This is a genomic window from Acutalibacter sp. 1XD8-33 (genome assembly GCF_003612555.1).
Taxonomy (GTDB): domain Bacteria; phylum Bacillota; class Clostridia; order Oscillospirales; family Acutalibacteraceae; genus Acutalibacter.
In genome coordinates, this window is sequence record NZ_RAZF01000033.1 from 1 (window position 1) to 15,664 (window position 15,664).

The window sequence follows — 15,664 nt, forward strand, 5'->3', positions numbered from 1 at the left end:
AGCACCACCAGCGCAGCCTTGCTTCCCTTACAACCTATAATGCTATCCATTTCCCAATTTCCGAAAGTTTCACGGTCCGCTACTTCCTGCGGGCGTTTCTCTATGGTGTCCCCCTTTGCGGGCCGCGCCCGTTTCTGTCTGTCCCTGTCCTCCGGCTTCCTGCAATCGCAATTTGCGCCAAAGCCGCGCCGGGGGACCGTCTTTTTTCAATGATCTGTTCTTCTATGTACTCCACAAAAGCAAAATCTTTTCCCAGCTTTATGTCCGGCCCCTTTGCCCGCAAATGTTCCTGATACTTACGTTCTGCAACGTCCGCGCAATACCGCTGGACGGGTTCAAGTTCGCTTGTAAGCTGTTCACACATTCCCCGCGCAATTTCATTGTATACGGTTTTCAAGCAAACGCCCAACGCTTCCGCGATTTTTGGTTTCGGCGTTTTGATTTTTAGCATACGTTCAAGCGAAAGCCGATCTTCCCATTTCAAATGTTGATTCCCTTTATAATTCATAGGCCCTCCATGCAGGAAAACCCGCCCAAGCCATAAGCAAGGGCGGGTTTCGTTTTCGCTATTCTCTATTCTCTATTATTCCTCGTTCGCCTGTTGTGCCGCCGCGTCAAGCGTCGTTTCTATCCATTCATTCAACGACTTTCCCGTCGCTTGTGCCGCGGCAAGATATGTCGCTTTTTTCCCTTTTTTCACATAAGGGTAAAGACGATCATAGTTCGCCGCGTTCCATTTGTTTTTTGCGCGGGTGTTGCTTGCGTATTTCTTTTTTTCCATGCTTGCCCCTCCTTTCTGCTTCCTTTGAGATTATAGCACTTTTCAAATACTCACGCAAGTATGAATATTGCACAATCTCACGCGAGTATCTTTGTGCAATTTTGCGTGTTGACTTTTCATACTCACGCGAGTATAATTAAAGACAGAAAGAGGGAACACAAGCCCACCCGCCGGGGCGTAAAGAATACGGCAGGGGCCAACCTTGCGGGCCGACACGAAAAGGGGGGCCGACATGGTATAAGGCAGCTTCAACAATATGTTCAATATATGGAGGTAATCACATGAACACTTTTGAAATCGGCAAAGAATATTATTCCCGTAGCATTTGCAATCACGATTGTGTTTTCACTATCAAGATCACCGGGCGCTCTTGAAGCAAGAATAACCCTTGTGTTTTCAAAGAAAATATGGTAGAATAGATAAGAAATATGATATTGTGGATGTAGTATACATTTTTTGACATAAAATGAAAGCACGCGGATGTTCCGTTTTTTGTCCTGCGCGGCATGGGGTATTGAAAATGGTCAGCAAACTCTGTATGAATTGTTTCTCTAGTTATCGGCCCGGAAATGACGGCGGCCGCTGTCCCATATGTGGTTGGGACAACAATAAGCAGCAGCCGCAAGGGGTCTTGAAGTATCAGACAGAGCTTACCTCCCGGTATATTATAGGCCGCGTCAGGTCACTCAATGGGGAGGGAATAACCTATTGTGCCCTTGATAGCTCTACCCAAAAGCTGGTGGAGTTGCGGGAGTTCTTTCCCCGTGCCATCGCCCGGCGGGAACAAAGTGGAGCGGTGGCTCCATCCAGCGAGCATAGCCGTACCTTTCAGCAATATATGGAAGATTTTTTGGAGCTTTCTAAAAATGTTAGCCGCCTCCGTGAGCTCAGCGTGGTAGAATCCGTATTGGATATCTTTCAGGAAAATGGTACCGTCTATACGGTTTACAAAGATCCGGACACCATCTCCCTGAACCGCTATGTAGCGGATTCTGGCGGAAGACTTAGCTGGAACGAAACCAGCCGCCTCTTTACCCCGGTGATCACGGCTCTCAGCCTTATCAATTCTCTGGGAGTAAGCCACCTGGCCCTATCGCCGGAAACCCTGCGGATTAACCGAGATAGTAATATGGTGATTACAGGCTTTCATATCAATCCAGTGCATCGTGCGGGAGGGGTGCTGGACCTGGATCTTTATCCGGGCTGCGCGGCAATTGAGCAGTACAGCGCCAAAGCCACTTGCGGCGAGGTTAGTGATGTCTATGCTCTGGGGGCATGTATGCTGTTCTGCCTGACGGGACAACTGCCTGACGATGCGCCCCGCCGTCTGCGAGACCAACGCTTGATGATTTCTAAAGAAATCATCCGCACTGTTCCGCCTTTTGCCGTGACCGCCATTGCCAATTCCCTACAGATCAAGCAGGCTGTCCGTACAGGTAGTTTTGAAACATTCCGAACAGAGCTTTCTTCTGCTCCTGCTTTGGTGGATGAGGTGGAAGAAACAGATGCCATCCGTCGTCTCCCGCCGGTTTCCCGGGATTTGCCAAGGCATCGCTATGGCTTGCCACCAATAGTATGGTTGATCGGCTCCTGCTTGATCTCCCTTGTTGTCCTGGCGATTGTGGCTTCCAACTGGATGGGAGATCAGGGAATGTCTTTTCATGATCTGGGACAGATTTTTGGAGAGAATAAGAACGAAGAGCCTATCCAGGCGCCAAATATGGTAAATCAGCGCTTTGATGTGTGGCAAAACCGCACAGAAAGCGGAGAATTCTCGTTTAAGCTGAAAATATCCAGCCAGGTGTTCAACGACACAGTGGCCGAAGGAAGCATTGTAGAGCAAACACCGGCTTCTGGAGAGACAATGCGGCCGGATGGGACCATAAACGTTGTGGTGAGCAAGGGCAGCGCTACACGGACTCTGCCCGACTTTCAAGGGGCCAGTTTTGCGGAGCTTCAGGCAAAACTAACGGAGAACGGATTTGAACCTAAAAAGGAGGAACAGTTCAGCAGCGAAGTGGAGCTGGGCTATGTTATTGGGTATAAGGATTATAAAGCGGGAGATACCTTGGACTATGCTACCATGGTGGTGGTGCTGGTAAGCGCGGGCCCAGAAGAGAATTAAGGACGAACTCGGCCAAGAGAATTTGCGGGTGGGATCGTTTGCAAATATAAAAGGCTGCCCCTGAGCGGGAGCAGCTTTTATATTTCTCTACCGGACAGAGAGTAATCTATCTTTCCTGATAGCGCTGGACAATGAAATTGGCGCATTTGTAAATATCCCCGCCGCCCAGCGTAAGGATCAAGTCGCCAGGCCGGGCGTTATCCATCACGTACTGTGCGATCTCCTCAAAGCTGTCAAACCAGCAGCTGCCGGGCACCTTGGCCGCCAGATCGCTGGTGTGGATGTTATAGATGTTTTCCTCTCGGACCGCCAGAATCTCGGTCATGATCAAGTGGTCGGGAATTGCCAGGGCATTGGCGAAATCCTTCAGGAAATTGTAGGTACGGGAGTAGGTATGAGGCTGAAAGACGGCCCAGACCTGCCGGTAGCCCATTTTCATGGCGGAACTGAGGACAGCGGTAAGCTCGGTGGGATGGTGGGCGAAGTCATCGGCCACGGTGATGCCGTCAAACTTACCCAGTACCTCAAAGCGCCGGTGCACCCCAGCAAAAGTCCCCAAAGACGCGCAAATGGACTCCGGGGCCACGCCCAAAGAGTGGGCTGCGGCCGCCGCCGCCAGGGCATTCAGCATATTATGCCCACCGGGAACAGCCAGATTAACCCGCCCCAGAGCCTCCCCTCGACACATCAAGGTGAAATCCTCACAGGCGGTGGGCTCTTCGTTCATCTGGGCGGGGTAGTAGTCGCAGCCGCTGTCCAGGCCAAAGGTGACGATCTCCTTACCGGTTTCCCGAGCCACGGACTCCATCGCCTCCTTATCGCCGCCGTTTACTACCAGAAGCTCACTGGTTTGGGCAGCGAATTGGGCAAAGGATTTCACAATGTTTTCCAGGGTCTTGAAATAATCCAAGTGGTCCGCTTCGATGTTCAGAATCACAGAGACAGCTGGGTGCAACTGCAAAAAGGTGTCCACATATTCACAGGCCTCACACACGAAAATGCCACTCTGTCCTACCCGGCTGTTGCTTCCGATCAGAGGCAGCTTGCCTCCGATCAGAGCGGTGGGATCTTTACCCGCCTCCACCAAAATCTGCGTGAGCATAGCGGTAGTAGTGGTTTTGCCATGAGTGCCTGAAACCGCCACCAACTGGGGAAACCGGTCTGTTAGCATTCCCAGCATGACAGAGCGCTCCAGGGTGGGAATTCCCTGGTCCCGAGCGGCGGCCAGTTCCGGATTATCCTGCTTGCAGGCGGCAGTGTATATCACCGCCTCTGCCCCGGCGACATGGTCTTTGCTGTGGCCCATATACACAGGGATCCCCCAGCTTTTTACCCGCTCCAAGGTGTCGGACTCATTTTGGTCGGAACCGGAGATGGCGTAACCCATGTGAAGGAGAATTTCCGCCATAGGGCACATACCCGAACCGCCGATGCCCACAAAATGCAGTCTCTTTACCCGATCCAATATATTATCCATTTTTGACTCCCTTTCAGCAGATAGTTTCCATGTTATTATATTACAAACCAAGTGCAAAATAAAGGGGGTTAGGTATTTTTCTCGTTGATGGCTTTACTTTTTCAGAAAATGACTCCGACAAGAGGTCATTCTCTGATACAGGTTTCTCGCTTCGCTGAAGGCGTATAGGTGCGTCACCAGCAAGTACGCCGGCGCCGGCCTACTTCCCCTCCAACCGCCTATGGTATGCATAATGCAGACCCAGCAGCACAGAATGCTCCGGGTTTTTGGCAAGACGGTATTGAATTTTTCCCCAAGGGGTCCAGACTCGCCGGTCTACCTCCTGAAACAGACATTCCGGCAATTCCGGCCCCCAGTTCAAAACACCGCCGCTGAGTACCAGAACTTCCGGGTCATAAGCATACGCCAATCCAATGAGACAGTTTGCCCAATATCCGCAACATTCCTGAAACAGCTCCCGAGCCAAGGCATCCCCTTTATCATAATATTGGCGGAGAAGTTTAAAATTCAGGTCTGGCTCCTGTTTCAGGGGGCTATCAATAGAAGAATCTGCAGCCATATCCTTCAGAGCCCATGTGCTGGCCTGCGCTTCCGCACAGCCTGTCCCCGGACAAGCTCTGCACGGGCGACCTCCCCGCTTCAGGGGAATATGCCCGAACATGTTCCCTGCCTGATAGTGCCTGCCCCGTACCAAACGGCCTTCCATCACCGCCGCAATCCCTATGCCCGTACCCAGAATCATTAGCGCGAAATCCCCTGTGCCCTGAGCGGCTCCATACCCCCACTCGCCTAAAGCCGCCGCGTTGGCGTCATTTTCCAGCACCGCAGGCAAACCCAGGCGTTCCTTTGCCCAGTCCGCAAAGGGAAAATCCACACCGTCCGGGAATTTGTTGTTATGACCCAATACCCTCTTTTCCACCGGATCCACCAGGCTTGGAAAGGCAATTCCCAACCCATCTATGCCATAGCTTCTCTGCCATTTTTTGCAGACAACTTCGATCTCCGGCGCGACAGCTTGAAATTCCTGCCCTCGGCGGCAATTGATCTTGGCGGAATCGATTAATACCCCGTCCGCCACCACGCCCAGCTTTACACTTGAGCCACCCAAGTCAACCGCTATCGTTTTCATGCTCTCACCTCCGCCCTATGCCTTTGGAGTTCTCACATAGGCCCGAATGACTTTAATGGGACCTTCCCCCTCGGGACGGATGATAAAAGGCCCCACAGCGGCCGGGAGGATAAAGGTTTCCGCGTAGTGAACCTGGAAGGGCTCAAAGGCCCCCAGAGGACTCTCCACCACAGCGGCTTCTCCTTCTACCAGATTCAGCATATTCACGTTATTTTCCGTGTTCAGAGCGCAGACAGCGCGGATCTCATACCGCCTGGTTTCTATAAATTCGAGAGCATGGAGCCCGGTATGTTCCTCTCGGTAGTCTCCGGTATCCAGAAGGACCTGGGTTTGGTCCACTAGATTTTCCCGGACCCACTCTGTCCGACGATCCCATTGGATCACCTTTTCCCCATGCTCAATATGAATGGGTCGGGGCTTGCCATCCAATCCCAGCCGCCCCCAGTCCCAGAGCTTCATGGTAAAGAGATAGGGCGTGGCGCTGATCTCCAGCACCATACAGCCTTTGCCGGAACAGTGGACCGTCCCGGCGGGGATGAGAAAGTGGTCATGTTTCTTTGCGGGGAACCGGTTCACATAGCGTTCCGCCGGGAAGGCCGGCCCCCCCTTCGCCGCTGCTCGGAGCGCCGCTGTCATCTCCTTGGGGCAGACGTCCTCCCGCAGGCCCAGGTAGACCTGCGCCCCCTCCTCCGCATCCAAAATGTAGTAGCTCTCATCCTGCGTATAGCTCATACCAAACTGGCTATGGATATAGTCTGTAAGGGGATGGACCTGCAGACTGAGATTCTGCCCCCCCATCGTGTCTAAAAGATCAAAGCGGATGGGGAATTCCGCCCCAAAGCGGGCGTATACCTGGGGGCCCAGCAGCTCCACCGGACGGTATAAGACAAGATTCATGGCCGGCGTCTCCAACCTCATCCCATTGATTTCCAGATACAAGCTGTTCTCCTCGGGTACACCGTCAAAGGACCAGGCGTAGTTCTTTTTTTGGGGATCCAATCCACACACCCGCTTCATCCACTGACCTCCCCATACGCCTGGGTCGAAATAGGGCACAGTGCGGAAGGGCTTCCGGGCCAGCTCTTCTAAAGCGCGGCGGTAGCAGGCTCCGGCAGCCATCACCGGCCGGTCTTTTTGATTGGCGTCCAGATAAAAATCCATGGTCTCCAGCAGGGAGCGCTTGTGCTTGTCGGCAATCCGCCATTCAAAGAAATATCCCTGTTTGATCTTTTTTAGACTATCTTCTCCGCCATTATCCATATAATAATTGGGCATTCCCGCCCGGTAACGGAGCTGAATCTCCCAGCGGGCAATATCCGCGTATACCAAGATGTCCGGACGGAAAAGCCCGGACGCGCCAAATCCCAAAACCACCGTCAGCCCGGAAGCGGACTCCGCCTGAGCGCGCAGCTCCTTCAGCTTCTCCAAATCCTGGAAATCCTCCAGCTCACCGTAATACATACGTCCAAACACTCTGTCGTCAGTAAGATAAGGGGCCAGACGGCGGGCAAAATCCTCCCGGGAGCAGAGCGCCTGAGAGATCTCCAGAAAGCAGGCCGGATGCAGGCTCTTCAGCGCCGCGGCCAGTTCCTCTTCATCCACGCCGGGATAGCAGTCCACCGCCAGCAGGCAAGTTCCCTTCTCCTCCATATACCTGGCCGCCTTTTGAGAGAGCACTTTCAAAATAGCCTGATATCCGGTCCACGCCTGCGTTCCGTCCACGTCCACCCGATTCACGGGCTCTTTACAATAATTCATAAAAACCTCTCATATCATTCTAGGACGCATATTTTTTGCAATCTGCTCCTATGCAATTTAAGATGTATTATACAAGGCCTATCCCAGCCTGTCAAGAAAATTCCATAGAAACTTTTCTTGACCGCGCTTCCATGGCATTCGAACTCTGGCTTCGATATTCTCGAGGAGTGCATCCGGCAATCCGCTTGAATTGTCTGTTGAAATTGGAGAGATTTCCATAGCCACAGGACAGAGCGATCTCTGAAATCCTTTTTTCCGAAGAGGCCAGAGCTTCGCAGGCAGCCTTGACTCGCAGCTGAGCCAGATATTCCATGGCGCTGACTCCGGCCGCTTTTTTAAAGCAGCTCATGAAATGGCTCTGGCTCAGGTGGGAAATTCTGGCTAGATCCTCTACCCGGACGCCCTCTGAAAAATGTTCCATCATAAATTCCAGAGCGGGACGGAGCGCTTCCCAATTTTCCATTTCGGGTTTTTCCTGGCAAGGAAGCACCTGGCTGCTTTCTAAGATCCAAAACAGCCGCAACAGTTCACTTTTTAGCATCAGATCGTAGCGAGCGCTGTTTTCCTCCACACAGAAAAAAATCCGTTCCGCGCAGGACCATAGGCTGGAATAATCTGGCATAGAAGGCAAAATCCGGGCGGCAGGCACAGCGGATCCATTGAGCAGCGGACGGATGCACTCCATGGCACAGCGGTCCCCTGAATTGGCTCCCAGCATCACCGGACTGAATACCAGAGCGTCGTAAATCAATTCGACATCAGAGACAGGGTACGCCGCATGAAGTATATTGGGGGGAAGAATCAGCATCTCCCCCGCTCCCGCTTTCCAGCGCTCCCCGCCGCAGAGGAATTCCCCCTCCCCTTTTATGATACGGTTGAGTTCGAACTCGCTGTGCCAGTGCAGGGGAACATTCATAAAATCTATGGGAATTCTGCACCGATATACGCTATAGGGGATCAGCGCTGTGCTGTGCTGGCGCCGTTCTTCGGTTTCTTTGCCGCAAAGTATCATGGAAGTACCCCTTTTCCATAGAATCATATTACTTTTAAAGAGTATTTCACTTGTTATCCGGTTGGCTCCATAGTATTATACCATTAAGAGGCAGATTTGGAAAGCCAGGAAATCTTTTTGACCAATTCCTCGGTCTTTCAAACAAGCCGGGCTGTTAGATGCCCAAATGCAGCAAGCAACAAGAAATATCATGAGGAGGATCACTATGCGAATGGAAAAAGACAAGGCCGGACTGACTTTCTTCCACCAGGGGGAGCGAGTCCGCATTGAGGCCTGGGAAAAGGATTCCCTGCGGGTACGAGCCAGCGTACTGCCCGAGTTCAGTGGTACTTGCTGGGCCCTTACCGAACCTGTGGAGGAGACAGCGCCTCAGATCACGCTGGAGGAAAAGGATGTAGAGATTTTTCCTGGAACCACCATCAAAAGAAAAACCGGAACCATCGTCAACGGCCGCATTCGGGCCGAGGTAAACCATGCTGGCGTACTCTCTTTTTATAAGGATCAGCACCTGATTCTCCGGGAATACTTCCGCTCCTACGATGGAACCATCTCCAAAGAAAGCCGCTGCCTCAAGCTCGTCAATCGGGAGTGGAAGGGCGTTATTGGGGGCATGGAGCATTCCCTGAATGTTAAATTTGAAAGCTGCCGGGAGGAAAAACTCTTCGGCATGGGTCAATACCAACAGGAGTGCATGAACCTAAAGGGCTGCGTTCTGGAGCTGGCCCAAAGAAACTCCCAGATTTCTGTCCCCTTTGCCCTGTCCTCCCTGGGCTATGGCTTTTTGTGGAATAATCCCGCCGTAGGCCGGGTGACTTTTGGCAACAACTATTATGAGTGGATCGCCCGTTCTACCAAAGAAATGGACTACTGGATCACCGCCGCCGATACCCCCAAAGCTCTCCTGGAAAATTATACCGCTGTTACAGGCCGGGCAGGCATGTTCCCAGAAAATCTAATGGGGCTCTGGCAGTGCAAACTCCGCTACCGCACCCAGGACGAAGTGCTTGCCGTGGCCAGGCAGTACCAGAAAGAAGGCATAAAGATCGACCAGATCGTCATCGACTTCTTCCACTGGACTCTTCAGGGTGATTGGAAGTTTGACGAGAAATACTGGCCCGATCCTAAAGCCATGGTGGACGAGCTCCACTCTATGGGCATTAAGGTGATCGTATCCGTATGGCCGTCGGTGGACCGGAAATCTGAAAATTTTTACCCCATGCTGGAGAAGGGGCTGCTCATGCGCACAGAACGGGGCGCAGCCCAGACATACGATTATCAGGGGGATTGTGTGGAAATCGATCCCTTTAACCCGGAGACCCGGAAATTTGTGTGGGATGTCTGTAAGCGAAACTACTATGACTACGGCATTGACGGCTTTTGGCTGGACAATTCTGAACCGGACCTGGGCGTCTACGATTGGGAGCACTACCGCTACTGGGATGGTCCGGCCCTGGCCCAGAGCAACCTGTATCCCCAAATGTTCAGCCGTACCTTCTATGACGAGATGAGAAAAGGTGACACTCCCGTGGTGAATCTGCTACGCTGCGGCTGGGCGGGTTCTCAGAAATATGGCAACGTGATCTGGTCCGGGGATGTGCCCAGCACCTTTGAGGCATTTGCGGACCAAATACAGTGCGGACTGAACATGGGACTGGCGGGCATTCCCTGGTGGACCACTGATATTGGCGGCTTTATGACCGACGATGTGAACGATCCGGATTTTCAGCAGCTTCTGATTCGTTGGTATCAGTTCGCGGTATACTCTCCGGTGCTGCGGATGCATGGAGACCGGGGGCCCTACAATATTCCCCCGCTGGACGACCGGGATTGGGGCGGTGGCTACCTGCACACCGGACAGCCTAACGAATTGTGGAGCTATGGCGAAGAGAATTACGCCATCATGAAGAAATACTATGCTTTGCGCATGGACATGCATGGCTATATCAAATCCCTTTTCCAGGAAGCCCACGAAAATGGCTCTCCCCTGCTGCGGTCCATGTTCTATGAGTTCCCCGAGGATCAGCGCTGCTGGGATCTTCAAGATCAGTATATGTTCGGCGAAAAGTATCTGGTGGCTCCGGTGCTGCATCTGAACCAGTTCCAACGGGAAGTATACCTGCCCGCGGGTAGCTGGAAGCTCACCTCTACCGGCCAGATATATTCCGGCGGGAAAACTGTCGCTGTGGAGGCTCCCATAGACTATATGCCCGTCTTTGAACGGCAGGATTCTCCCCTCGCCGCAATCCGGTAAAAGGGCGTCTAGCCCTTGGGAGAGACTATCCATCCGCTATGGACTATAGTAAACGCACTTTAAAATCAGTATCTACCAATTTTAAAGCCAAGCGGCTTTGCCGCCCGGTTCAAAAGAGGTATACCTCTTTTGAACCGCGTTAAGTATATCGCCAAAAAGCCGTAAAAGAATTTTTTCAAATTCATCGGTCAAATTAATTTGCCGTCAAAGACTAAAAAAGCAAAGAAGTCCTGGACAGAAGCGTTTCCGTCCAGGACTTCTTATTTCAGCACTTATTTTCCGAATTCCTGTAAGCCATCGCTGACTTCATATGTATAGTTGGTACGTTTGGCAGTCACCAAGTCGCTGAACATAGAGGCGCCGTCCGTATAGCCGCGAATACTGTATCCGCCATGTTCTCCCCTGAGGGAGGCGCTGCCTTGAATTCTGCTCTGAGTCACATACGCAAACTCATCCCCAGGTACATTCACCACACCGGAGAATATCACTGGGAAGTAGACCACCGTATCCTCAAAGGTTTTAGTCTTATCCCAGCTATTCACAGATTCGGTGGTCACAGTAGCACTGAGCACGATTATCAGCTGGTTATTCTCAGCAAAATCGTCCCCTTGGGCTTTGTTCACCAGCAGGTACTGGCCCTTCACCGCCATATTCTTCGCAGAAGTCTTTTCCACGCTCACATCCGCCACAACAGCCTGGGCCGCGTCCGTAGCCTTATCTGTGAGCATTTTCATGTTCTCCTGGCTGATATCAGACAATTTTGCGATGGGCGTGTAGCTCTCATATTTCTCAAAGCCATCGCCGGTTTCCACCACGCATTTGTCCACATTCGGCGTGACGGTTTCCTTGTAAGCCAAGAGCGGGCTGCTGTAGCCCCTAGTGCTGTAGCTGCCGTCGCCCAACCTGCTGCTTCCCAGAATCCCCTCACTCTCCTGGCAGGTAATTTTTCCCCCGCTGGAGAGAATGTTGGGGAAGCTCACCGGATAGTAAACTATAGTGTCCGGGAAACTCCCTTCTGTATGGGACACCTTGGTCCGAAGAAACACGATGAGCCTGTTATATCCGTTATAGGCGTCCTCGGCGGACTTGACGCACATAAAGGCATAGCCCGCATATTCCAGTTCGCCGGTGGGACATTCCTTATTATAGGACTGGGCAATATAAGCGCTGATAATATCCTCGCTCTCCTGCTTGACATGGTTGAGGAATTCCTCCGGCAAGTCCTCGTAGGAATCCACATACTCGTCCAGGCCCTCCACCGTGTAGGTTTTGGACTGTTCTGTCAGCCGGTAGCCAGAGTGGACCGTATTCTCCGTCTCAAAACCTGGCAGGGTGACGGTAATGGTGTCCCCGTTTCGCAGGCCGGAGGTCTTGTCGCTTTGGAAGCTATACTGGGACAGATAATCCGCACTACCCTCATAAGTATACTCCACAGAGCCATTGGGAGAAATTCCCGAGAAGGATATCTTGAGGTCTGCGAAGGGATCGATCTCCTTTACCGGCTCCAAACCCTCAACGGTGAACTTGTGAGAGCCCCCGGTAAACTTGACCTTATAGTTCTTGACAGCCTCGTTGTTGTAGTCCACATTTACGACCACCTCATCGCCATTGGACAGGTTCTGAGCCTGGTCCAGGGAAAGGCTGATGGCTCCCCGGCAGGCCAGATAGCCCTCCAAGGAGCTCAGAGAAGCCTTCTCGCTGTTCAGAGCCTTGGCAAGCTGGGCGTTGAGGGCCTCCTCGTCAAAATGGGCATAAGCAGTTCCCACCGTGTCATAGCCGGAGAATTCTACGGTGATCAGCTCGTCCAGGTTGACGGTTTTGGGCTGAGACAGGACTACCGCCAGCACGATCACCAGCACCAGCACAGCGGCTATTCCCCCCAGGACCGCCTTGTTTTTCAGCAGCTTTCCTACCGCGGCCCCTGCAGGAGCGGGCGCTCCCTGGGGTGGCGAAACAGAAGCCTGGGCGGGTTGGGGACTGGGCGGCAGGGGTGCGGCTGGAGTGGAAGCCTCCAGAGATACACCGCACTGGGGGCACACCTTTGCGCCGTCGTCAATTTTGGTTCCACAATTTGTACAAAACATGATTACCCTCCTTATATGCCTTACGCGCGACGTTTACGCCATGGGAGGAGGTCCCATGGGAGGCTTCCGGCCGGGACGAATCATCAGGCGGATAATCAGCACGCCCAAGGCAATACAGGCCAAGAGGTAAAGCCAGCCACCAAAGGTCAGGCTCACGTTCACCAGCCGGCCAAACTTTCCGGCCTCATTGGCGGTGAGGACAAGGGCCAGCAGAAAGATGCCTGTGGACCAGATCCAGGAAATCAGCTGCACAATGGGCCTGCCCTTTCCCCGGATCATGCCTACGATGGACAGAACCGCCGCCGCAAGGCAGAGGAGCACTGTGATCACGTTCATGCCAGGGAGATCCTCGCTGAAGCCCCCGCCCAGAGAGACACCCTGGGAATATCCCAGAGCCGACGCCGCATAGGTCTCGCAGAACCATAGAATCAGCACCAGAATGTTCAGCGCGGCAATGGCAATGTGGGGCAGGTTTCCTCTCTGCATGCCAGCCGGGTTGAACGCCGCCAGGCGGAATCCCTGCTGGAATGCTGCCGGGCGCTGGGGCGTCCAATTCCCCGCCGGGGGCTGCTGCCCCTGGCTCGGGGCCGAACTGTTCCCGGCCTGAACCGGCGCGCCGCACTGGGGACAGAACTTCACCCCATCCTTGATCTCTGTTCCGCATTTTCCACAAAACATAGTAGAACCTCCTCAATTTTTCTCATTCATAATTCCTTTATTTCCACCGGCCCGCCGCTCACCGGCGAGAGACCGGAGCCGGTCACTGGGCCTCGTCCTGGGGCTGGCTGTCCACCTCCAGCTTCGCGCCGCATTTCATGCAGAACTTGTTCTCCGGGCCCATCACAGCGCCGCAGGCTGGGCAGATCCTGGCATCTTCAGGAACCTCAGCCGCAGCGGGCGGGGGCATTTTCGCCCCACAGGCATTGCAGAACTGTGCATGCAAGGGCACATCGCCGCCACAGTTCGGGCATTGAACAAAGCCCTTGATCTGGCTGATCTCCCTGCGGCACTTCTGAATTTCCCCTCCTAAAGCGTTGATAGCGGCAATCCGCTCCCACTCTTCCGCAGAATTGTCCTGGCTGTGCTTTTGATAATAAGCCTGGCCAATTTCCAGGTATAGCTGGCTGATCTGCCTCTCTTTATCAGAAATAGCACTGTTTAGGCGGGTGATATCCGTAAGATTTTTGGTCTGCTGGGCCACCCCCTGGCTTACATCGGTAATTTTCTTCCCAAGTTGCTCGAAGAACGGCATATCCTTTCCTCCATTTTCTATGTATTTATCCACGGCCTGCCTTTTGAGTGCATGCCAAAAGCGGATCCAAAGTGAAACAACCGGATAATAAAGCAAAACCCGAGACTTGAGAGAGGAAGTCCCGGGTTTCCTTTATGTTCACAATCTCATATATGTTTGATTATACATCCTTTTCTAAAGGAAAGCAATACTTCCTGGGAAACATTGTCACATTTTTTAAAAATTTGCGAACACCCTTGTTATCCTAGATCTTTATTCCACTACTGAAAAAAGCAGGGTAGAATCTTCCTGTATACACTTTTCATTTGAAATTGGGTACAACCTATTTTTCACGACTCCCCCAGCAGCATTTTCAGCTTTGAATACGTCTCTGTGATGACCTTCTTTCGGGCGGGCTCGTCCTCCGCTGAATAGAACATATCAAAATATGCCTGGGAGATGGTTCCGTCCAGCACGGTGGGGTACTCCGCGTCCGTGATCCTCTCCCGCAGGGCCGTGAAGGCCCGCCACTCGTCCTCGTTGAGGCTCCAGGTGGAATTCACCTCCGGGTTCTTCTTGTCCCGCTGGTAGAACAGGGGCTTGTCCTCCTGGAGCAGGTTCTGGCAGACAGGCAGCGTCTTGCACCACAGGTACATGCCGAAGTCCGAGCTCTGCAGATAGTCCTCGCCCAAAAGGAAGTCCGCCGCCCAGAAGGCCCCGGCCGGGTTCCCCGCGTTGGCGTTCACCCCGGCGAAATGGATCACCCGTGCAGTGACGCCGCCCTCCCGGCCATAGAGGGGCGCCAGCGTCAGGTCGTCTCCCCGCCAACTTTTTTCTTGGATCGCGCTGGGCAGGTTCACCGGATTTTCCACACCCACGCCCCTGGGCAGGTCCCCCAGCTCGCCTCTGTTGGCCCTCTGATTGAAGTCCAGCAACCCCTCCAGGATCTCCCCCAGATCCTCCTGGGTAAAGCGGAGCTCCTCCTTTTTATAGTCCGCCAGCTGGCCAAAAGCCAGGGAGATAACATTCCAGCCGAATGTATTGTCGATCTCATCGATCTTATGGGCCAGGGCCCCGGTCAGCCAGGGCGTCCCGCCGGAGAGCATGTCGGAGAGGGTGTAGTTCTTTTCCGGGTCCAGCGTCACGTCCTCCGCCCGCATGGCCACCACGCTGATGTCGTAGGTCATGGGCAGCAGCATCTGCCGGCCGTCGGCGCTCTTCCCGGCGTCCCAGATGGGCTGGACCATTCCGCCGGGGTCCATAAACTTCGGGGCCTCCAGGTAGCGGTCCAGGGGCAGGAACAGGCCGTCCTCCATCTTCTTCTCCGGGAACTTGAAAAGGTCCCTGCCGTCCCCGGCCTGACACACCACGAACAGGTCCGGGCCCGCCCCAGCCATCAGCTCTGCCCGCAGGCGGGTGAGCTGGCCGTCCCTTTCGTCGCCCACGCCCTCCACGAACTCCACCTGGACGTTCTCCGGTCCGCCCTGGGCCTTCATGGCCTCCAGCAGCTGCTCCACCGCCTCCCGGCGCTGTTTGGCCCCGGTGTATTTGGAGGAGCCGTCCTGGGAAAAGCTATAGTGCCGGGGGTCGAGGACGCTGTCCAGGTCGAAGCAGATGGTAAGGGGCTCCTGGGGGTCGAAAGCGGCGGGCTCGGGCACGTCCGGCTTTTCGGGAGAACAGGCCGCCAGAGCTCCCAGCGCCAGAGCGCAGAGCAGGAAAGCCACGGGCTTCAGGCCGCGAAACCGGCCCTTTTTCTTTGAATTCATAGATTCGCCTCCTATACGTAAATCGTGACATGGGGTGTGTTAAAAAGCAA

11 protein-coding genes and 1 pseudogene are annotated in these 15,664 nt (G+C 53.6%); 2 read left to right on the forward strand and 10 right to left on the reverse strand.

Annotation, left to right across the window (positions count from 1 at the left end):
* Both D7X94_RS15055 and D7X94_RS15060 read right to left on the reverse strand, forming a co-directional pair.
* Nucleotides 1–508 (reverse strand): annotated as a pseudogene (locus D7X94_RS15055) (transposase); the annotation flags it as partial.
* A gap of 75 nt (nucleotides 509–583) precedes the next feature.
* Nucleotides 584–781 (reverse strand): hypothetical protein, encoded by a 198-nt coding sequence (locus D7X94_RS15060; protein ID WP_120428487.1) that lies wholly within the window; start codon nucleotides 779–781, stop codon nucleotides 584–586.
* 631 nt (nucleotides 782–1,412) lie between these two features.
* On the opposite strand from D7X94_RS15060, the gene D7X94_RS15065 reads away from it, so the two are divergent.
* Nucleotides 1,413–2,906 carry a PASTA domain-containing protein gene (locus tag D7X94_RS15065; protein ID WP_158591050.1) on the forward strand — a complete coding sequence of 498 codons (1,494 nt, stop codon included), beginning with the start codon at nucleotides 1,413–1,415 and terminating at the stop codon, nucleotides 2,904–2,906.
* Nucleotides 2,907–3,012: 106 nt separating this feature from the next.
* Here D7X94_RS15065 and murC read toward each other — a convergent pair whose 3' ends face one another.
* The 4 genes from murC to D7X94_RS15085 form a co-directional block, all read right to left on the reverse strand.
* Nucleotides 3,013–4,383: a UDP-N-acetylmuramate--L-alanine ligase gene (gene murC / locus D7X94_RS15070; RefSeq protein WP_120428489.1), complete on the reverse strand. Its 1,371-nt coding sequence runs from the start codon at nucleotides 4,381–4,383 to the stop codon at nucleotides 3,013–3,015.
* A 199-nt stretch (nucleotides 4,384–4,582) separates the two neighbouring features.
* Nucleotides 4,583–5,512, reverse strand: coding sequence for an ROK family protein (locus D7X94_RS15075; RefSeq protein WP_120428490.1), 930 nt, complete (start codon nucleotides 5,510–5,512; stop codon nucleotides 4,583–4,585).
* A gap of 15 nt (nucleotides 5,513–5,527) precedes the next feature.
* Nucleotides 5,528–7,270, reverse strand: coding sequence for a class I mannose-6-phosphate isomerase (locus D7X94_RS15080; protein WP_120428491.1), 1,743 nt, complete (start codon nucleotides 7,268–7,270; stop codon nucleotides 5,528–5,530).
* Nucleotides 7,271–7,361: 91 nt separating this feature from the next.
* Nucleotides 7,362–8,282 (reverse strand): AraC family transcriptional regulator, encoded by a 921-nt coding sequence (locus tag D7X94_RS15085; RefSeq protein ID WP_158591051.1) that lies wholly within the window; start codon nucleotides 8,280–8,282, stop codon nucleotides 7,362–7,364.
* A 205-nt stretch (nucleotides 8,283–8,487) separates the two neighbouring features.
* Here D7X94_RS15085 and D7X94_RS15090 point away from each other — a divergent pair, with 205 nt between their 5' ends.
* Nucleotides 8,488–10,533 carry a glycoside hydrolase family 31 protein gene (locus D7X94_RS15090; RefSeq protein WP_120428493.1) on the forward strand — a complete coding sequence of 682 codons (2,046 nt, stop codon included), beginning with the start codon at nucleotides 8,488–8,490 and terminating at the stop codon, nucleotides 10,531–10,533.
* 272 nt (nucleotides 10,534–10,805) lie between these two features.
* Here the strand turns inward: D7X94_RS15090 and D7X94_RS15095 are convergent, their stop codons facing one another.
* From D7X94_RS15095 to D7X94_RS15110, 4 genes are all read right to left on the reverse strand, one after another.
* Nucleotides 10,806–12,617, reverse strand: a complete 1,812-nt coding sequence (locus D7X94_RS15095) for a zinc ribbon domain-containing protein (protein WP_120428494.1) — start codon at nucleotides 12,615–12,617, stop codon at nucleotides 10,806–10,808.
* A 33-nt stretch (nucleotides 12,618–12,650) separates the two neighbouring features.
* Nucleotides 12,651–13,295: a zinc ribbon domain-containing protein gene (locus tag D7X94_RS15100; protein WP_120428495.1), complete on the reverse strand. Its 645-nt coding sequence runs from the start codon at nucleotides 13,293–13,295 to the stop codon at nucleotides 12,651–12,653.
* Between the two features lie 82 nt (nucleotides 13,296–13,377).
* Entirely contained in the window at nucleotides 13,378–13,869 is a 492-nt protein-coding gene (locus D7X94_RS15105; RefSeq protein ID WP_147401754.1) for a zinc ribbon domain-containing protein, read from the reverse strand.
* 329 nt (nucleotides 13,870–14,198) lie between these two features.
* Nucleotides 14,199–15,614, reverse strand: coding sequence for a hypothetical protein (locus D7X94_RS15110; RefSeq protein WP_120428497.1), 1,416 nt, complete (start codon nucleotides 15,612–15,614; stop codon nucleotides 14,199–14,201).
* Between the last annotated feature and the right edge of the window lie 50 nt (nucleotides 15,615–15,664).